At 47.4% G+C, this 20,404-nt stretch carries 18 protein-coding genes and 1 tRNA gene; 18 read left to right on the forward strand and 1 reads right to left on the reverse strand.

Annotation, left to right across the window (positions count from 1 at the left end; translation table 11 throughout):
* The first annotated feature begins 41 nt into the window (after window positions 1-41).
* From LX24_RS09895 to LX24_RS09930, 8 genes are all read left to right on the forward strand, one after another.
* Window positions 42-611 carry a xanthine phosphoribosyltransferase gene (locus LX24_RS09895; RefSeq protein ID WP_166512000.1) on the forward strand — a complete coding sequence of 190 codons (570 nt, stop codon included), beginning with the start codon at window positions 42-44 and terminating at the stop codon, window positions 609-611.
* 137 nt (window positions 612-748) lie between these two features.
* On the forward strand, window positions 749-1,186 hold the full coding sequence (locus LX24_RS09900; protein WP_166512001.1) for a universal stress protein: 438 nt from the start codon (window positions 749-751) through the stop codon (window positions 1,184-1,186).
* Between the two features lie 206 nt (window positions 1,187-1,392).
* Window positions 1,393-4,233, forward strand: coding sequence for a phosphoribosylformylglycinamidine synthase subunit PurL (purL, locus tag LX24_RS09905; RefSeq protein WP_166512002.1), 2,841 nt, complete (start codon window positions 1,393-1,395; stop codon window positions 4,231-4,233).
* Complete coding sequence (purQ, locus tag LX24_RS09910; RefSeq protein WP_166512003.1) at window positions 4,227-5,060, forward strand: phosphoribosylformylglycinamidine synthase I; 834 nt, start codon at window positions 4,227-4,229, stop codon at window positions 5,058-5,060. The genes purL and purQ overlap by 7 nt, the downstream gene beginning before the upstream one ends.
* A gap of 50 nt (window positions 5,061-5,110) precedes the next feature.
* Window positions 5,111-5,569, forward strand: a complete 459-nt coding sequence (locus LX24_RS09915; RefSeq protein WP_166512004.1) for an N-acetyltransferase — start codon at window positions 5,111-5,113, stop codon at window positions 5,567-5,569.
* Between the two features lie 78 nt (window positions 5,570-5,647).
* Window positions 5,648-6,403 (forward strand): thiamine pyrophosphate-dependent enzyme, encoded by a 756-nt coding sequence (locus tag LX24_RS09920; RefSeq protein ID WP_166512005.1) that lies wholly within the window; start codon window positions 5,648-5,650, stop codon window positions 6,401-6,403.
* Window positions 6,404-6,607: 204 nt separating this feature from the next.
* A complete protein-coding gene (locus LX24_RS09925; RefSeq protein ID WP_166512006.1) occupies window positions 6,608-7,531 on the forward strand; it encodes a restriction endonuclease in 924 nt (307 codons plus the stop codon).
* Between the two features lie 500 nt (window positions 7,532-8,031).
* A complete protein-coding gene (locus tag LX24_RS09930) occupies window positions 8,032-9,537 on the forward strand; it encodes a glycine betaine uptake BCCT transporter (protein WP_423244335.1) in 1,506 nt (501 codons plus the stop codon).
* Between the two features lie 526 nt (window positions 9,538-10,063).
* Here LX24_RS09930 and LX24_RS09935 read toward each other — a convergent pair.
* Window positions 10,064-10,162: transfer RNA gene (locus LX24_RS09935), tRNA-Sec, on the reverse strand.
* A 310-nt stretch (window positions 10,163-10,472) separates the two neighbouring features.
* Between LX24_RS09935 and LX24_RS09940 the strand changes: the two genes are divergently transcribed.
* From LX24_RS09940 to ahbB, 10 genes are all read left to right on the forward strand, one after another.
* Window positions 10,473-11,438: a polyprenyl synthetase family protein gene (locus LX24_RS09940; protein ID WP_423244336.1), complete on the forward strand. Its 966-nt coding sequence runs from the start codon at window positions 10,473-10,475 to the stop codon at window positions 11,436-11,438.
* An 85-nt stretch (window positions 11,439-11,523) separates the two neighbouring features.
* Window positions 11,524-12,168 carry a precorrin-2 dehydrogenase/sirohydrochlorin ferrochelatase family protein gene (locus tag LX24_RS09945; protein ID WP_166512008.1) on the forward strand — a complete coding sequence of 215 codons (645 nt, stop codon included), beginning with the start codon at window positions 11,524-11,526 and terminating at the stop codon, window positions 12,166-12,168.
* Window positions 12,137-13,525, forward strand: coding sequence for a glutamyl-tRNA reductase (gene hemA, locus LX24_RS09950; RefSeq protein WP_166512009.1), 1,389 nt, complete (start codon window positions 12,137-12,139; stop codon window positions 13,523-13,525). Before LX24_RS09945 ends, hemA begins: the two co-directional genes overlap by 32 nt.
* 76 nt (window positions 13,526-13,601) lie before the next feature.
* A complete protein-coding gene (hemC, locus tag LX24_RS09955; RefSeq protein WP_166512010.1) occupies window positions 13,602-14,546 on the forward strand; it encodes a hydroxymethylbilane synthase in 945 nt (314 codons plus the stop codon).
* Complete coding sequence (gene cobA, locus LX24_RS09960) at window positions 14,536-16,068, forward strand: uroporphyrinogen-III C-methyltransferase (RefSeq protein ID WP_166512011.1); 1,533 nt, start codon at window positions 14,536-14,538, stop codon at window positions 16,066-16,068. The genes hemC and cobA overlap by 11 nt, the downstream gene beginning before the upstream one ends.
* A gap of 121 nt (window positions 16,069-16,189) precedes the next feature.
* Window positions 16,190-17,371, forward strand: coding sequence for a putative heme d1 biosynthesis radical SAM protein NirJ1 (gene nirJ1 / locus LX24_RS09965; protein ID WP_166512012.1), 1,182 nt, complete (start codon window positions 16,190-16,192; stop codon window positions 17,369-17,371).
* Between the two features lie 41 nt (window positions 17,372-17,412).
* Window positions 17,413-18,393 (forward strand): porphobilinogen synthase, encoded by a 981-nt coding sequence (hemB, locus tag LX24_RS09970; RefSeq protein ID WP_166512013.1) that lies wholly within the window; start codon window positions 17,413-17,415, stop codon window positions 18,391-18,393.
* Between the two features lie 69 nt (window positions 18,394-18,462).
* On the forward strand, window positions 18,463-19,455 hold the full coding sequence (gene nirJ2, locus LX24_RS09975; RefSeq protein ID WP_166512014.1) for a putative heme d1 biosynthesis radical SAM protein NirJ2: 993 nt from the start codon (window positions 18,463-18,465) through the stop codon (window positions 19,453-19,455).
* A 3-nt stretch (window positions 19,456-19,458) separates the two neighbouring features.
* Window positions 19,459-19,932: a siroheme decarboxylase subunit alpha gene (gene ahbA / locus LX24_RS09980; protein ID WP_166512015.1), complete on the forward strand. Its 474-nt coding sequence runs from the start codon at window positions 19,459-19,461 to the stop codon at window positions 19,930-19,932.
* Window positions 19,922-20,392 (forward strand): siroheme decarboxylase subunit beta, encoded by a 471-nt coding sequence (gene ahbB / locus LX24_RS09985; RefSeq protein ID WP_166512016.1) that lies wholly within the window; start codon window positions 19,922-19,924, stop codon window positions 20,390-20,392. The genes ahbA and ahbB overlap by 11 nt, the downstream gene beginning before the upstream one ends.
* Window positions 20,393-20,404 lie beyond the last annotated feature (12 nt).

Here is a 20,404-nt window from a genome sequence, read left to right on the forward strand (position 1 = left end):
CTTGTCTCCCGGGTGAGTCAGGATAAAGGGGGATAAATAAATTGTATAGTTTGCAAAAAAAAATAATTGAAGAAGGTCAGGTTTTATCAGATACCGTTTTAAAAGTGGATTCCTTTTTGAACCATCAGATCGACCCGGAGTTCGTTATGGCCATGGGGCGTGAACTGGCCGACCGCTATGCTGGTGACGGTGTTACCAAAATACTGACGGTTGAAGCCTCTGGAATAGCCGTTGCCTTAACCACCGGACTGGCCCTAAAGGTACCCGTGGTATTTGCCAAGAAAAAAAAGGCGGCCACCCAAGATCCCCAGGCGTACTCCACTAATATTTTTTCATTCACCCGCCAAGAAGCGGTGGATATATATGTAAACAAAAAATTTATCAACTCCCATGATCGAGTATTAGTTGTCGATGATTTTTTGGCTCAGGGTGAAGCGCTGCGAGGCATGGTGGAGATAGTGGAACAAGCGGGGGCAACCCTGGTGGGAGTAGGCATAGTTATTGAAAAGGTTTTTCAGGGTGGAGGCCAGGCCCTGAGGGAAAAGGGTATCCGCATTGAATCTTTGGCTCCCATTGCTTCTCTGGCCGGAGGCCGGGTCACCTTTGTTTAAGGTTGCCCGGCTTTTTTTGCCGTTTAATGATGTAATTTACCGTTTTCTCGATAATTTGGAGTGTCAGGTATCTTGCAAATTTTAACCACAGTGGTATAGTATAAGTGAAATCATTCACTAAAAAGGAGAGTGATAACATGTATAAAAAGATTTTAGTCCCCCTGGACGGCTCGTCTCGCTCCATGGCGGCAGCGGAGCACGCTATACAAATCGCCGCCGGTTTCGGGGCACAGGTGGTCTTTTTCCATGTGGCACCGGATATAGTCCGATACGTCAGCAATCCTGGTGTGCACGCAGCCATCGATTATAACGAACTCAAGCAGGAATTTGCTTCCCAGGGTGAAGCAATTTTGGAGGACGCTCGCAAGGAATTTGAGGACCGGGGGGTATATATAAGTAAAAAACAGGTATGGGGCCATCCCTCCCAGGAAATTATCCAGGAGGCGGAAGACGGAAAGTACGATTTAATTGTCATTGGCAGCCGCGGGCTGGGTGAGATAAAAGGTTTTCTGATGGGCAGCGTCAGTAACCGCATCGCCAGGCACGCTCCGTGCCCGGTACTGCTTGTCAGGTAGTGTCAAACACCATTACTATTGATTAACTGTTTCGTATAATTTTATTTATAGACGGTGGGTAATTTGGGGCAATTATTTCAATACTGTTGTTTTTAATGTTCGAATATAATAAAATACAATAGTACTCGTTAAAACATGTTTTCGGCCCTGCCAGGCCGGAATTTTTCTTTTTTAATCGCCGCATAAAACCCTGGAGGTGTTAATACATGGCAATTCAGCTAGTGCGGGTCAGAACATTGCCCCACCTGGAGGATGTCAAAGGTAAGCATTTATTGCGCGAAATTCAAAGCACCCTGCACATTTCAAGCATCACCGGGTTAGTTACTGCCAAGGTTTATCGACTGGAAGGTATTTCCGTTGCCCAAGCCGAGTTTTTAGCCCGCCACTTGCTGGCCGAGGAAGTATTTCAAACCTACACGGTCAATGAAACCATTATTAAAGATGCTGATAGGCTGGTGGAGGTGGCATACAAACCGGGGGTAATGAATCCCGAAGCAGGTTCCATTTTAAAAGCCGCCGCTGATTTGGGTATCAGCGAAATGGTGGCCGCCGACTCCAGTTACGAATACGGCTTTTACGGTACTTTAACCGATGACGAAATCAACCTCATTTTGTCCAGATTACTGGTCAATGAAACTGTGGAAAGGGTAGTTACTGAAAAACCAACCACCCTGATCATCAAGGGCCAGCCGGGAGATACCCGGATAATCCCCATAAGAAAAATGGATGACAGGGCTTTGATTGAATTAAGCCGGGACAATTTATTTTTGAATCTGGAAGAAATGCGGGCCATTCAAAAATATTTTATCAGCCTGGACCGTGACCCCACCGACTGTGAAATAGAAACCCTGGCCCAAACCTGGTCGGAGCATTGTGTGCATAAAACCTTTAAGGCCACTATCATGGTGGATGGTCAGGTAAAAAAACCGCTTTATCAAAGATTGCGGGAATCCACCCAACAGACCGCCCACCCGTTGGTGCTTTCCGCTTTTGAGGACAATTCGGGTGTCATAGAATTCTATGAGGGCCTGGCTTTATGTGGCAAGGTGGAGACCCACAACTCCCCGTCGGCCATCGAGCCATACGGCGGAGCCATGACAGGCAGCGGCGGGGTTTTCCGGGACATCATGGGTACCGGTAAAGGCGCCAAGGTGATTGCTTCCACGGATATGTTCTGTTTTGCACCGCCGGATTTGCCAACAGATGAGGTTCCCCCGGGTTGCTTACACCCCCATTACTTGCTGCGCCGTGTGGTGGACGGGGTACGGGATTACGGTAACCGCATGGGTATACCGACCAATAACGGATCCGTACACTTCCACCGGGACTTCAGGGCCAAGCCTACCATTATTGTGGGTGCTTATGGCATCATGCCCGCCGCGGATGCCGGCAAAGGACAAGCAGTAAGCGGTGATTTGGCTGTAATTGTGGGGGGGCGCACCGGTCGGGATGGTATACACGGAGCCACCTTTTCCAGCGGTGAAATGACCCACCGCACAATAGATGTAAACGCCAGTGCTGTGCAAATAGGGCACGCCATCGAAGAAAAGCGCATGAGCGACGCCCTTCTAAAGGCGCGTGATGAAAAACTAATCAGAGCCATCACTGACTGTGGTGCAGGCGGTTTCGCATCAGCATTTGGGGAGATGGGGGAAAATACCGGTGTACGTATCCACCTGGACTTAGCACCATTGAAATATCAGGGACTGGCGCCCTGGGAAATTTGGTTATCTGAAAGCCAGGAGAGAATGGCTCTGGCCGTGAATCCGGCCCATATGGAACGACTGGCGGACATATGCCGGGAACACAATGTGGAAGTTACCGTTATCGGTGAGTTTACAGATACCAAAAAGCTTGAAGTTTTTTACCATGATGATCTGGTTTGTGAGCTGGCCATGGATTTTCTACATCACGGTATACCCGATCGCACTATGACCGCAGCTCCGCAAAAAAGACTGGTGGAGGTTACCGAACCACCGGTGCCTGACAATTGGGAGCAGATATGTATAGAAATAATGCAGCACCTTAACGTGTGCTCCAAAGAGCCCATTGTGCGCATGTATGACCACGGTGTGCAGGGCAGCAATGCATTACCCCCATTTGCCGGAGTAACGGGTGATGCACCTAATGACGCAGTGGTCATTGCCCCGGTACTGGGCAAAAAGTATGGAGCAATTATTGCCCACGGGCTAAACCCCGTATTAAACACCATCGACCCCTACGCCGGTAGTCTCTGGGCGGCCACCGAAGCGGTGTCTAACGCCGTGGCCACGGGTGCCAACCCCGACGAATTGGTTTTGATAGATAATTTTATCTGGCCCTACCCGGACGAAGAGTCTTTATATGACCTGGACCAGGCCGTGGATGCCTGTGTAGACTTTGTCAAAGCCACCGGTATGCCTTTTATTTCAGGTAAAGACAGCTTGAGCAGCACTTACCGGGCCCCGGACGGCTCTGTAATTAAAATACCGCCCGTTCTTTGCATATCCTGCTTTGGGCGGATAAAGGACGTAACCCAAACTGTATCCAGCGATTTTAAACGTCCTGGCAGTGTTATCGCTCTTTTGGGCCAAAGGGATATAAATCAAATGGGCGGATCCACATACTATGATGTCACGGGAGCCTCCTCTCCCAAGGTGCCTTTAATTGATCTAACCAGTTTGACCAACACGTTGCGCAGCCTTTACCGGGCTATAGGCAACGATGCAATTTTAGCCTGCCACGATATCAGTGAAGGAGGCCTGCTGGCCGCGCTGGCCGAAATGTGCCTGGGCGGCGGCATAGGAGCAACCATTAACCTGCCGGCCGGCAACAGGGCGGATTACTTCTTGTTCAATGAAACAGCAGGCTGCTTTTTAGTAGAATTGGCCGACCAGGTCCAAGCTGAAGAACTGTTTCGGGACATACCCCATATAATATTGGGCAACACCACCGTTGAACAAAACATTTCGTTCACCCAGGAAAACATCTGTATCTTTAGCGTTTCCACCGCCAAACTAGTTAAAGCCTGGCAAAAACCCATGCAGGAGGTGTTCGGCGGATGCTAAATAAAATTAACACCGGAGAATTAAATGTCCGCGGTCCTAAACCACGGGTATGTATATTAAGAACAGACGGCACCAATTGTGACCAGGAAACAGCCTACGCCTTCAGCAAAGCCGGCGGGGATTGCCGGTTGGTTCATGTTAACCAGCTGAGGAGCGGCACCGAAAAACTGGCTGATTATCAAATACTGGCCGTGCCCGGAGGGTTCTCCTACGGCGATGACATTCATTCCGGAAAAGTGTTATCAGTGGAAATGGCCTCCTTTCTAAACGACCAACTACGTCGTTTTGTTGACGACGGCAAGCTGGTGCTGGGTATTTGCAACGGCTTTCAGGTATTGGTACGCACCGGGCTTCTGCCCTGGGGTGAACTGGGTAGTATTCAAGCTACCTTGATGCAAAATGACAGTGGCCATTTTGAGTGTCGCTGGACCAGCCTTTTAGTGGAACAAAACCATTGTGTATTTACCCGTGGCCTGGGCGGCTCCGTTGTACAGTACCAGGCAGCACACGGGGAAGGCAAATTTTTTACAGACGAAACTACCTTACAGAAATTAGAACAAAGCGGACAAGTGGTGTTCCGTTATGCAAGTTCAGCAAGCGGAAAAGCAACGCAGGATTACCCCCAAAATCCTAACGGTTCACTGCACGCAATTGCCGGAATTTGTGACCAGAGCGGGCGGGTTTTGGGTCTTATGCCCCACCCGGAAAGGTTTGTGGAATCGTTCCACCACCCCAACTGGAGGCGGGCAGCACTGGGCGAGCCCCACGGCCTGCCCTTATTCCGCAATGCTGTGGCATATGCCGCGCAAACCGGTACCGGGTGTTAGTCCTGGCTAAAACATGCCAACTTATTTTGGTGTAAAGGCAGGAGATTAATTTGCTCTTTCGCAAAGCTAAAATTTCAGATATTGAATCCATTCATCAACTGATAACTCACTTTGCCGAAAAGAACCTGATGCTGGCCCGCTCCCGTTCTTCTTTATATGAAGGTTTACGTGAATTTACCGTTGCGGATGTGGGCGGTCGAGTTGTGGGAGCGGGTTCACTGCATATTATCTGGCATGATCTGGCCGAAATACGTTCTCTGGCCGTGGAGGAAGCCTACCAGCACCAGCAAGTGGGTCGAGGCCTGGTGGAAGCTTTCCTGGCCGAAGCAGTGGACATCGAGGTGCCCAGAGTATTTGCCCTTACCTACCAGGCTCCCTTTTTTGTCAAATGCGGATTTAAACTAATTGCCAAGGAAGAGTTGCCCCAGAAGGTTTGGAAAGAATGTATCAATTGCCCTAAATTCCCTAATTGTGACGAAGTGGCAGTAATAAAGGAACTGGACATTTAAAAAAATCCCCCGCCAACTGCATATCAAAGGCTTTAACGGGTGATATTGAAATTAGATAAAAAATAAGGAGGAACAGCTATGCCCGAACCTCAACCGGTAATACCCCGCAGTTGGCGTATAGAAACCAAACCCCATAAATTTTGTCCCGGATGCGGCCACGGACTGGTATTAAAATGTTTGGGTGAAGCCATTGACGAATTAGGTATTCAACAGCGGGCCGTGTTTGGTTGTGACATTGGATGTTCACTACTGTCCTTCGACTTTTTCAACGTGGACAGTGTACAAACACATCACGGCCGTACCACTCCTGTGATCACAGGCATAAAAAGGGCCAATCCCGAAACTATATGCATAGCCTATATGGGTGACGGAGGCGGCTATGCCATCGGCTCCCAGCACCTGGTCAACGCAGCTGGTCGCAATGAAAATATCACGGTTATTCTGGCCAACAACACCGTCTACGCCATGACGGGTGGTCAGATGGCCCCCACCACCATGCCGAATCAAAAAACCGAAACCAGTCCTTACGGGCGGGAGCCCGTAACCACAGGCTATCCTATGCGAGGACCGGAAATGGTAGCCGCCATCACCAGGGAAGGGGCTTATGTGGCCCGGGGTACCATCGCCAACTTAAGACAATTGAAAGGCTACATTAAAAAAGCATTGGAAAACCAAATGGCCGGGCGAGGTTTCTCATTTGTAGAGGCGCTATCATCATGTCCCACCAACTGGCGTACCAATGCTAAAGAAACCTGGCGGTTTGTGGAAAAAGATATGACCACTCATTTTAAAGTAGGTGAATTAAAGAATCCCGCTGCCGCTGACACGCAATAAACAACCTTGTATATATTAGACAAGCCGACCCGTTACAAGGTCGGCTTTGCTGTTATAATTGCTTGATACAATTCCTATCTTAAGTGTAAAAGCAACAATATAGGGAAATACTTTCCATAAAAGCATATGCCCAATTAATAAATTTCAACCATCCCCCGAAATGTGTATGGTCGGGGTAAACTCTTGCGTGGAGGTGTTTTCATCATGTTTAGCAACAATTTACGTCATTATATGCAAAACCCGCCCCGGGACGAGCGCACCAGGCTGGCCCGGGCTGTTGACTTTATCCTTATACTGTCGTTCACCTGGGTTATTACTTTTTTTTTCGCCCAGCTTTTTCCCCAGGGAATAACATCCCAAACTATCCTCATTATTGTAATGGCTATTGAGGCGATAGCCCTGGCCAAAATAAAAAACTACCGGCATAAAGCATTGAACACTCACCGGGACATCTGGTACAGTGCCCGCAAATGCCGGCAAAACATTAAAAATATTAACAATCGGGAAGAATTCATCTTATTAGTAAAGGACCTGCTCGAAGGCATTGCCTCCTTTGAAAAACTACAACCGCTGAGCCACTGTGCCGATTCTTCCATCGATATGACAGGTTATATGCGCAACTATAAAACTGCTGTCATGTGCATAAACTCCTCGGGAGAAAACGACAAAGTATCCGCCGATAAAATCAAAGCTTTTCTGCAGGAAGTCAGGCTGGCTCATTTTCAAAAGGGCATTGTGGTAACCACCGGTTCATACACCGACGAAGCCAGACGATTAGTGCGGCGAATGCATGGACGGGTCAAAATCCATCTCATCGACGGTTATAAATTGCTACATATGGCCAAACGTACTAATCATCCAATTTTTCCGGCGGAAAAATGGCAGGAGGAAAAGGACACTCGCATAACAGGAATAGAAATGGCACTGTCAATCAAAGAGAATATGATAAACTCCAAAAAGAAGTCGTTATTATTCGTTCTGCTCGGGCTTATGTTTTTAGTTATTGCAACTGTACAAACCGGATTTATCAGCACCAATTACGTAATCTTCGGAGTGATTAATTTATTCACCGGCCTGACCGGTTTTATATTGTCGCTACTGCACAAAGATGAGTTAATCATTAACTAGACATCCATGCTGCGGGCGGCACCAGCAGGGGATGAAAATTAACTGACGTTATTTTCAGGACAAAGCTTACTTTTTTACTTCCCCAACACCCTCGCGTCACTAAAATATGTTACCCCCGCCATAAAGGGGGTAACTTTTTTACACTATATTTTTCAGCCTCGTAAACACCGCCATATCCACTGAAACCCATGCCAAACACCAACAGGATGGAAATCAGGAAAAGAATAAAACCACTACTGGAACAGCCGGATGCTATTATATGACCTCTTAAAAGTAATTCCTATTCATACTAATCTAATCAATACTTTGACGAAATGTGTAAATCAAGGTATTTATACCCGGTAGTAACAACATTTCTTGATAGCAGCGGCTTTTTCATGTTATTATACTTCTCATTTCTTTCCCGTTTGCCTAATGATTTACAAAACCATAACCGGGTAAAATACGAAAAACAATATAAACTATAAATACCGGTGTGTTGTTTACCTTTATAGAGGAAGGTGCATCCTTTGGTCTTTTATTTATCAATGGTTCTTGTATTCATGTTTGTTGTCTGGGGTGTAGTTTTGCCACAAAACCTTGCCAATACAGCCACCCATCTGTTGGACTTTACAATAGCTAAATTTGGCTGGATGTATTTAATTACAGTGTTCAGCTTTTTAATTTTCTGTTTATACCTTGCCTTTAGTGAATTTGGCAATATAAAACTTGGTTCGGATTACGACAAACCTGATTACTCAAACCTTACCTGGTTTGCCATGTTATTTAGCGCCGGTATGGGAATAGGGCTTGTTTTCTGGGGAATAGCAGAACCGATATACCATTACATAGACCCCCCTATGGGAATACCGGGACAAACCCCGGAGGCAGGTGCTACTGCGCTCCGTTATTCTTTTTTTCACTGGGGACTGCATCCATGGTCAATTTATGGAATTATTGCACTTACTCTTGCTTATTTTCAGTTCCGTAAAAAAACTGCGGGCCTGGTTAGCTCCACTTTTTTTCCGCTTCTGGGGGAAAGGGTAAAAGGACCGTTAGGGCAAGCTATAGATATACTAGCTATCATTGCTACTGTATTTGGGGTAGCTACTTCACTGGGCCTAGGTGCACTGCAAATAAATGGCGGCCTATCCCATATCTTTGGTGTTGCCAATAATCCAACCACGCAACTTATGGTAATATTGATCGTCACAGTATTATATATGCTTTCCGCCAACACCGGCCTAAACAAGGGAATTAAAATTTTAAGTAACCTCAATATAACAGTGGCGATTGGTCTGCTGTTATTTGTACTATTGCTGGGACCAACCACTTTTATATTCGACACATTTACCACCACTTTAGGTAGTTATTTGCAGAATATAATCCAAATGAGCTTACGGTTAACCCCCTTTACCCAGGGCACCTGGATAGGACAGTGGACTTTATTTTACTGGGCGTGGTGGATTGCCTGGGCACCCTTTGTAGGCACCTTTATAGCACGTATATCCAAGGGCAGGACAATTAGGGAATTTATCTTGGGGGTCTTAATCGCACCCAGTATTTTTAGTTTCCTTTGGTTCGCTGCTTTTGGTGGAACCGCTTTAAATATGGAGATGTTTCAAAACATAGGCATAGCGGCGGCCGTTCAGGCGGATGTATCTTCCGCCTTATTCATCACCCTGGAACATCTCCCTTTGGGAATGATCATTTCTCTTTTGGCTACCACGCTAATCATTACTTTTTTCATTACATCGGCTGATTCAGCTACGTTTGTTTTAGGTATGCTCTCAACCGACGGCAGTCTCAACCCTACAACAAAAGTCAAAATAATATGGGGTATCCTTCAATCATCAACGGCCATGGTACTGCTACTAAGCGGAGGGCTTGAAGGGCTGCAAACAATGGCAATTTTAGCGGCGTTGCCATTTTCGATAATTATGTTACTTATGTGTTTTTCGATTTATAAAGCTTTGAGAGAGGAAATAAAACCAAAGCTACGCAAAACGTCAAATAGACAATTCTAAGATAAATAGTTGCTCCCAACCTTTGGTTAGAGCATATAATGACTAAAAAAAGGCCAAACTTAAACATTTCCTGTTTGTTAGATCCCAGCTATTAGCTGTGGATGCTTCGTAAAAGCTACAGGATTAAAAGTTATCTACAGGATTTTTTCCTGCGGATGCCGGTTTATTAAGTGTTCCCTTTTTGGCAGTTGCATGAGAACTTTGAATATGGATTACCATAATCACTGTTTATTGCTGGTATTTAAGGAACTCAATTATTCATGAATATGTTCAATAAGCTTTCGCAGCCCGGCGAAAGAGCGCGCGCGACAAAATAATGGGTATAGTTCATTGTTGCACACTTGTCGCCTCTCTCTCAAATCATAACCCGACAACAAATTGACCTCGTTTTCCACCATAGGGTAAAAGGGGATTACAATAGAAGGAACTGGAGTAACAAAGTAATGATGTTGCCAAATCCGTTGCCATTTTGGGTGGCAACACAAAAAGCACAAGGCTTCCGGAACCCCGGAAGCCTTGCTATTACTGGCGGGAGTGTGTGGGAATCGAACCCACCAGGGACGGGATCGCCGCCCCACGGACTGGTTTTGAAGACCAGGGGCACCACCAGGCACCATCCACCCCCATATTCATTTTGACGACAATATTTATTATAACAAAGAAGCTTTGGTTAAACAAGCAGGGGTATATACAATTCTCATTGATTTTAAGAGTAAAATATAATAATCTAATATAGTAGTTTATAAGCAGTCTACAGCTAAAAGGCTACCGTCATTAGCCGCCAGCCGGTATTATGAAAGACCATCACAAACCTCAAACACCCGCTTGACAACGCAAAAGAAGGAAATTTATCCAACGTTGTCGAAGGTAAAGCTCATGTATTTAAATAGCCTTCTTTTTAAATAGCCTTCTTTCACAATGAGTAGGTGAGCATAATGATATTTGATTTCTTCAGCGAAATAAAAACAGAATTAAGCGTTGTGGAAGATGAGCTAAAAAATGCTGTAAAATCTTCCGATCCGTTACTAACGGAAACAGCTACGCATTTGATTAACGCGGGCGGCAAGCGTCTGCGCCCTGCTTTCTGCCTGCTGGGCGGCAAATTTTACAACTTCAATATGGACAAATTGGTTCCCATAGCGGTGGCATTGGAACTAATTCACATGGCCAGTCTGGTGCATGATGATGTTGTGGACTCATCCCTGACCCGAAGGGGTATTCCCACTGTCAGAGCCAAATGGGGCAACCGCATTTCCACCCATATTGGCGACTATTTGCTGGGTAAATCTTTAATACTAATTTCCCGTTATGAGGAGCCATTGATACCTAGAGTGCTGGCAGATACCAGCGTAAAAATGAGTGAAGGGGAAATACTGCAGATTTCCACGACCTATAATACCGATCAGAATATTAAAGATTATTTTTATCGTATTAACCGGAAAACCGCCCTTTTAATATCAGCCTCTTGCCAATTGGGAGCTGTAGCCTGTGGTGCTCCACAGCACTTACATCAATCCCTCCGCAGGTTTGGTCACCATATTGGTATGGCCTTTCAAATAACGGATGATATTCTGGACATGACTGCCGAGCAAATCAAATTGGGTAAGCCGGTGGGCGGTGACTTAAGGCAGGGCATTATAACTTTGCCAACAATTTACGCACTTAAAGAAAGCAGTGACCGAAACCGGCTGCATGAAATCATACAAAAAATTGATAAGAGTGAAGAAGAAGTTCACGAAGCCATTGATTTGATCACCCGGTGCGGAGGTATAGAATATTCAGCGGCTATCGCTAATCAATATATTGCCAAAGCAAAAAAAGAATTGACCAAGCTGCCCGATGTACCAGTTAAAAAAACCATGCAAATCATTGCTGATTTTATTGGTGTCAGGAAGTTCTAACATTAATTACATCCTGAAAATGTGACCGGGGGAGGCATACTAACTTTGTACTTCCCCCGCATTTTTGCACCCGGAGCTGATTTCTTTGGAACTTTACCCCATATTTCTTAATCTTACGGATAAAAAATGCTTGGTGGTAGGCGGCGGCAAAGTAGCCGAGCGCAAAGTTAATGCTTTGGCCCGCTGTGGTGCTAAAATCCATGTCGTTAGCCCCCAGTTAACCCCCGGGCTACAGGACATGGTAAACCGCGGTCTGGTTATGCACCGCCGGGGTATATATCAAACCAGTGATTTAGAGGATACTTTTTTGGTAATTAGTGCCACTAATAATGACGCCACCAACCATGCTGTGGCCAACGATTGCATGAAACGTAATATTGTAGTCAATGTAGTGGATGACCCGCCCCGGTGCAGTTTTTTTGTGCCTTCGGTGGTACACAGGGGTTCGCTGAAACTGGCCATTTCCACGGGCGGCAGCAGTCCCCGCCTGGCCAAGCTGATACGTAAAAGGCTGGAGCGTGATTTCAGCCCTGTATTTGGCGAATTCACTGATTTTCTAAATACAGTACGTAAGCAGGTGCAGGAACAGGTAACGGATCCAAACAAGCGTGAACAGATATTAAAAAATCTGGTGGATGAAACCACATTCGACCTGGTCAAGCACGGGGATTTAGATAAAGCAAAGGAGCGGGTAAATAATGTCTGTTATATCAATCGGTGTCAATCATAAAACTGCTCCGGTGGAGATTAGGGAGAAACTATCCTTTTCTGATAATTCATTGCCGGATGCCTTGGCCAGGCTGCTTGACCAACCGGTAATTTTGGGTTGCGTAATTATTTCCACCTGTAACCGTACTGAGATTTATGCCCATGTTACTGATATTGAAAGCGGCATAGAAACTATTAGAAGTTTTTTACAACATAAATCGGGCGTTGAGGCGTCAATGATTAAAAAGTACACCTATGCCTTTACACAGCATAAAACAGCCCGGCATTTATTCCGAGTAGCAGCCGGGCTGGATTCTATGCTGTTGGGTGAAACCCAGATATTGGGCCAAGTAAGAACGGCTTACCATCTTGCCCAAGAGTATAAAGCCACGGACAAAGTTATCAATACTTTATTTAAACATGCCATCACTGTGGGCAAGCGAGCGCGTACCGAAACAGGCATCGACCAGCATGCCGTTTCCATCAGCTATGCTGCGGTTGAACTGGCCAAGCAAATTTTTCACGATCTTACCGGCAGGTCAGTATTGGTTATCGGTGCCGGTAAAATGAGTGAATTGACCGCCAAGCATTTAGTTGCCAACGGTGTTTCAGGGGTCATCGTCTCCAACCGCTCCCATGACCGGGCCGAGTGCCTGGCCCGCCAGTTTGGTGGCCGGGCTGTTAAATTCGATGAATTGCATCGTTATTTGGAAGCAGCCGACATTGTAATCAGTTGCACTGCGGCTACCCACTATGTGGTACGGGCCTCCGATGTACAAAGTGCCTTGTCCCCAAAACCCAATAAAAAAATAATGATGATTGACATTGCGGTGCCCCGGGATATAGACCCCGCAGTGGGTAAAATACCTGGTGTGACCCTTTACGATATAGATGATTTGCAAAACGTAGTGGACAATAATCTAATGGAACGCAAGCGGGCTGCCATTATGGCGGAAGGCATCATTGAGGAACAGGTGGATGAGTTTGTCCAGTGGCTAGACATGCAATATGTCATACCCACCGTCAGTGCACTGAAAAAACGCGGAGAGGAAATTAAAGAGAGGGAAATGGCCCGAGCCCTGGGTAAACTGGGTAACATCTCCGAACACGATCGCAAGGTGATCGGATCCATGGCTAATAACATCGTTAATCAATTGCTGCACACTCCCGTTACCCGGTTAAAGGAATACGCCCTTACCGAGCAAGGCCCGCTATACAAAGAGGCCATGGAGGAATTATTTTGCCTGGACGATGTCGACTACCTGGTTACCCCGAACGGGCACACTAACGTCAAACAATCTACCAAGGTGGGCAAGCACGGCAAAGCACAAGCATCACAGCCCAAGCGTCGGGCCAGCATTGAAGGATATTTGGCATAAAGAATTCCCGCAAGCGAAACTTTTCAAACCAATATGGGCATCCTGTGCCTTAAGGTAAAATGTATCGGAGGCCAAAATGGTAAACCAAGTGCTTATCGGTTCCCGGGACAGTGACCTGGCCATGTGGCAGGCCCGCTGGGTGGCAGATGCACTGCTTAAAGCCCACCCGGGACGCAATTTCGTAATTAAAGGCATGAAAACAAAGGGAGATCATATTTTAGATGTAGCGCTAGCTAAAATCGGTGACAAAGGGCTATTTACCAAAGAATTGGAATCAGCTCTGCTTAACGATAGTATTAAGCTGGCTGTACACAGTATGAAGGATTTACCCACCAAATTACCGGAAGGGTTGACCATTGGTGCGATTTGCCAACGGGAATATCCTGGCGATGTATTAATATCTAAAAATAATATTAAGTTGGCCAGTTTAAAGAAAGGTGCCCTGGTCGGCACCAGTAGTTTAAGGCGCCGCGCTCAATTGCTATATTATCGACCGGATTTACAGATGGTAGATATTCGGGGAAACTTGAACACCCGGCTGCGCAAATTCAAAGAGTTGGAACTGGATGCCATTGTTCTGGCTTACGCCGGCATAAAACGCATGGGTTATGAAGAGATGATATCCCAGTTGATCCCCTTTGATATTTGCTTGCCCGCCGTAGGGCAAGGATCCATTGGGGTAGAAATTAAAAGCAACGATGATGAAACCCGGGATATTATAGCCCCCCTTGACCACGGACCATCCCGAGCCGCCATTGAGGCCGAAAGAGCTTTTATGAAGAGATTGGAAGGTGGTTGCCAGGTACCCATAGGCGCTTATGGCTATCTCCATGATAATCTACTCACACTGGAAGGGGCGGTGATTGACCTGCACGGTAAAGCCGCTATTCGCCACAGCATAACGGGACCGGTGGCTGCTGCTCGGAAATTGGGCACTCAACTGGCCGAAGTTCTGATCGAACGCGGGGCAGAAAAAATATTACAGCAAGCAAGACAGGAGTTTGGTTTTCATGACAAATAAAAAGGGAACGGTATACCTCATCGGTGCCGGGCCGGGCGACCCGGGGCTGCTTACATTAAAAGGTCTGGAATGCATTAAACAAGCCGACGTGATCGTATATGACCGGTTGGCAGGACCTAGATTACTGGAACAGCGCCGTTCAGACGCTGAATGTATATTTGTAGGTAAACAACCGGACCGGCACATCCTGACCCAGGGGGAAATAAATCAACTGTTGGTGGAAAAGGCCATGCAAGGTTTAACCGTGGCCCGTTTAAAAGGGGGAGATCCCTTTGTTTTTGGACGCGGCGGCGAAGAAGCTGAGGAATTAGCCCGTCACGGTATACCCTTTGAAATAATCCCCGGCGTTACCTCGGCCATCGCTGTACCGGCTTACGCCGGCATACCGGTAACCCACCGGGACTTCACTTCCACCCTGGCCATCATCACCGGTAACGAAGATCCCACCAAAGAAACATCCAACATTGAGTGGTCCAAAATAGCCACCGGCGTGGGAACTTTAATATTCCTAATGGGCATGGGGAACCTGCCGGGTATTGTGGATAAACTGTTACAACACGGCAGAGCTCCCCAAACCCCCGTAGCGCTGATTCGCTGGGGCACCCGCCCGGAACAAAAAACTTTAGTGGGCTGTTTGGACAATATTTCCCGCCTGGCCCGGGAACATGATTTTAAAAACCCCGCCATTATTATCGTAGGAGAAGTGGTGCGCCTGCGGGATAAACTGAGCTGGTTTGAAAATAAGCCACTATTCGGCAAAAGAGTTTTGGTCACCCGTTCCCGGGAACAGGCCAGTGAATTGTCCCGGGCTATTGAAAGATTAGGTGGCGAACCGGTGGAATTCCCCACCATCGCCATTGCCGCACCCGAGGACAACGCACCCCTTGAAAATGCCCTAGCTAACCTGTCCCGCTATCAATGGATTATTTTTACCAGCGTAAATGGGGTAAAATACTTTTTTAACACACTGCAACAGTTAAACGGAGACGTGCGGGACCTAAAGGGCATAAATATATGTGCCATCGGGCCACAAACTGGCAAAGCACTTCGGAAAATGGCCCTTAAGGTAGACTACATACCGACTGAATACCGGGCTGAAGCCATCGTAGAGGGACTAAAAGGTAAATTGTCGGCTGGCGACCGGGTATTGCTACCCCGGGCGGACATCGCCAGGAAAGTATTGCCCGAAGCGCTGTCCCGTATGGGTGTGCAAGTGGATGAAGTGACAGCTTATCGTACTGTAGTGGGTACCGGTAACGCCGGGGATATTAAGGACATGCTGGTCAATGGCTCCATTGATTTAATCACCTTCACCAGTTCATCTACGGTGCGTAATTTTATTAACTTACTGGGTGAGGCCAACCCGGGTGAATTTGTTAACAATGCCCGCATAGCCTGCATCGGACCCATCACCGCCACTACCGCCCGTGATCTGGGACTACCGGTGCACATTGAAGCAAAAGAGTACACCATCAGCGGTTTACTACAGGCTATTTTGGACAGTATCAAGTCAGGTAAATAAAAATAGGCTTTGTTTGCACCAACTTGTCACCTGTAAGGCTTTTCACAATAGCATTTCAGTTTATAATATTTTTAAGCTATAACCCGTCGGTACCAAACCGGCTCTAAACAAGGAGAAATTTATGATCAGCGTAAGCAGACTACTTTGCGGAGCAAAATACTACGGTGATTCACTGCGCTATAAACATGATGCAAGCTGCCAGCGCAATGGAACAACTACCGGACATGGCCCCGTGGTGGTATGGAACACAACCCGTACTTGCAATTTAAGATGTTTGCACTGTTATTCCAATTCCGATGACCGGATTTTTGGAAATGAACTAACCACCGCGGAGGCTAAAAAGTTTATTGACGACCTAGCCGCCTTTAATGTGCCTGTAATCCTTTTTTCCGGAGGCGAGCCTTTACTGCGCCCTGATTTTTTTGAGTTGGCCGGTTATGCCCGCAGTAAAAATATTCGCTGCACCCTTTCCACCAACGGTACATTGATAACCCCGGAGGTAGCCGCCCGAATAAAGGAAATAGGGATCAGTTATGTAGGTATCAGCCTGGACGGTATTGGTGATAATAACGATCGTTTTCGTGGCCGCAAAGGAGCCTTTAATGCTGCATTAAGTGGTATACGTGCCTGCCGGTCCATTGGCCAGCGGGTAGGTTTGCGCTTTACCATTAACCGCCATAACTTTGACCAAATGCCGGATATCTTTAATTTAATTGAAGCTGAAGATATACCCAGGGTGTGTTTTTATCATCTGGTATATAGTGGCCGGGGAAGCAAAATGCTTGATGAAGATTTGAGCCACAGCCAAACCAGGCAGGCCATGGAATTGATTATGGAACGTACTAGGGATTACCACCGCCGTGGTCTGAACAAGGAAATACTTACGGTTGATAACCACGCCGATGGCATTTATATCTATCTGGCTCTGCAAAAAACTTCCCCGGACAGGGCCGAACGGGTCAAACAACTACTGACCGCCAATGGTGGCAACCGTTCGGGCATAGCCATCGGGGCCGTGGACTGGTCCGGCAATGTTTATCCCGACCAGTTTACTCGCCAGCATGTACTGGGAAATATTAAAGAAAAACCCTTTGGAGATATATGGAAAAATCCAGATCATCCCGTGCTGCAAGGACTTAAAAACCGTAAGCCGCTGCTAAAGGGACGTTGTGCCAGGTGCCGCTGGCTGGATATGTGCAACGGCAATTTTAGAACCAGGGCTGAGGCGGTGCACGGCGATTTCTGGGCACCGGATCCCGCCTGTTATCTAACCGACGAAGAAACCGGAACGTCGGCAAGCTAATAAAGCATACTCTACATCCTACAATAAACAGGAGGTGGACCATGTATTATCCAGTTGCCAGGCCGCGCCGCTTGCGCTCCAGCGCCAACATGCGGCGGTTGGTCAGGGAAAACCACCTGCGAGTAGATGATTTAATATATCCATTCTTTATTACCGGTGGTCGGGATGTGCAACAACCTGTAGAGTCCATGCCTGGCGTGTATAGGTTTTCCACAGACCGGCTGCTGATTCAGCTAAAGGAAGTACAGTCGCTGGGTATTCCGGGCATACTGTTGTTCGGCATCCCGGACAGTAAAGATGCCGTGGGCAGCGGTGCTTATGATGCCAATGGCATTATTCAGCAAGCCGTACGGGCCATCAAAGATAAATTTCCCGAGCTATTGGTAATTACCGATGTTTGTTTGTGCGAATATACGGATCACGGCCATTGCGGAATTGTACATGAAGGTAAAGTTCTAAACGACCCAACTCTGGAACTGCTGGCTCGCACTGCTGTTTCCCACGCTCAAAGCGGCGCTGACATTATAGCGCCATCGGATATGATGGACGGGCGGGTGCGGGCTATTCGGGAGGCTCTGGATGAGCACGGATATGCTGATGTTCCCATCATGTCCTACAGCGTTAAATATGCTTCGGCATTTTACGGTCCCTTTCGGGAAGCCGCCGACTCGGCCCCGCAATTCGGTGACCGCAAAACCTACCAGATGGACCCGCCCAACCTGAGGGAAGCCCTGCGTGAGGTAGAGCAGGATATCACCGAAGGGGCCGATATGGTTATTGTTAAACCGGCCATGGCTTATATGGATGTAATTGCTGCGGTAAGGGAGAATTTTGACGGCCCGTTGGCTGCATACAATGTTAGTGGCGAATACTCCATGATTAAGGCCGCTGCCCGTCTTGGCTGGATTGACGAACAAAAAACCACCATGGAACTATTGACCGGCCTGAAAAGAGCCGGGGCGGATATCATCATAACTTACCATGCTCCGGATGTGGTACGCTGGTTAAAAGAGGATGGCTAGCCGGCTTAAATGGCTTATCATAACATGACCGGGTATAATCTAAAGGTTTGAAGAAAGGAACGTAGCAGCATGCTGGTATCGTGGAACACCACCAACGCTTGCAACCTGTACTGCAAGCACTGCTACCGGGATTCAGGTGCCCGGGCCGATGAGGAACTTAACACTGCAGAAGGCAAAAAATTAATTGATGAAATTGCCCGGGCAGGTTTTAAAATAATGATTTTCAGCGGCGGCGAGCCGCTCATGCGGGAAGACATATATGAGTTGATCCAATATGCTGCCGGCGCGGGGCTGAGACCCGTATTAGGTTCCAACGGAACCATGATCACCCCGAAGGCTGCCGCCAGATTAAAAGAAGCGGGAGCCATGGCAGTGGGTATCAGTTTGGACAGTACGGACCCAGGCAGGCACGATGATTTCAGGGCCTGTGCCGGAGCCTGGCAGGGAGCGGTGGACGGCATGCAAGCCTGCCGTGATGCCGGGCTGCCATTTCAATTGCATACAACGGTAATGGAGTGGAACAGCGGCGAAATTGAGGATTTAACCGACCTGTCCGTCAAACTGGGTGCCCGGGGACATCATATTTTCTTTATGGTACCCACCGGCCGGGCGGTAAATATAGAAACGGAAACACTGCGTGCCGAGCAATATGAACATTTGCTGCGGCGCATCATGGTCAAGCAAGGCCAGGTGGATATAGAGCTTAAACCGACATGCGCACCCCAATTCATGCGCATCGCCCGCCAGATGGGGGTTAGTATGCGTTTTAGCCGGGGCTGCCTGGCCGGAACAGCTTATTGTATAGTTAGTCCCCGGGGTGACGTACAGCCCTGCGCTTATCTTAATATCCCCCTGGGCAATGTGCGACAGGCCCCCTTTGATGAAATTTGGCACAACAACGAAGTACTGCAAAAACTGCGCACCATGGAGTATAGCGGGGGCTGCGGCGCCTGCCAGTTTAAAAAAATATGCGGCGGTTGCCGGGCCAGGGCTTATTATTATCATGGTGATTACATGGCTGAGGAACCCTGGTGTCTTTACCACGGAAGAAAGGGATATTAATCCATGAGCGTTGATCAAACAGATAAAAAACTGCTGCAAATTATTCAGTCCGATTTCCCGGTGGTCCAGCGACCCTACGAAATGATTGGCAGACAACTCGGTATCAGCGGGCAAGAGGTAATGGATAGAATCTCCCGGTTGCAGCAGGCCGGAATAATCAGGCGACTGGGCGGGCTATTTGATTCCCGTAAAATCGGCTATACAGGTACTTTATGCGCATTGCGTGTACCTGAAGAGGAAATTGACCGTGTAGCTCAAATAATTAACAGCTATCCAGGGATAACTCACAATTACTTGCGCAACCATCACTATAATATGTGGTTTACGTTACTGGCCGAGTCGGAACAACATATCAACAGCATTTTAAACGAGATTAAAGAAAAAACCGGCCTGGCGGATATATTAAACCTGCCGGCCATCAATATTTTCAAAGTTCGCGTAAACTTCAACCTGTCCGAGGTGAAGCATGCTGACTGAATTGGAAAAAAAGATTGTCAGGGAATTGCAGCAGGGTCTGCCCCTGGTGGAGAGACCATACCAGGCTATAGCCCAAAGGATTGGTCTGTCAGAAAAAGAATTGATGATCAAAATAAATGAAATGATAAGTAACGGCATGATTCGCCGTTTCGGAGCAGCGTTGCGCCATCAGGATCTTGGCTTCACAGCAAATGCCATGGTGGTTTGGGACGTACCCGAAGAACGGGCGGCCACCGTGGGACGGTTGCTGGCGGGACTTCCCGAAGTAACCCATTGCTACCAGCGTCCCAGACAACCCGGCTGGCCATATACCATATTTACCGTTATACACGGGCAAACCAGGGTGCAATGTGAGCAATTGGCCAAAAAAATGGCGGAAAAAACCGGTGTAACCAATTATAAATTGCTATTCAGCACAGCCGAGCTGAAAAAAAGCAGTATGAAATATTTCATTGATTAAGTGCTGGCGCTT

This window comes from Desulfallas thermosapovorans DSM 6562 (assembly GCF_008124625.1).
GTDB lineage: Bacteria > Bacillota > Desulfotomaculia > Desulfotomaculales > Desulfallaceae > Sporotomaculum > Sporotomaculum thermosapovorans.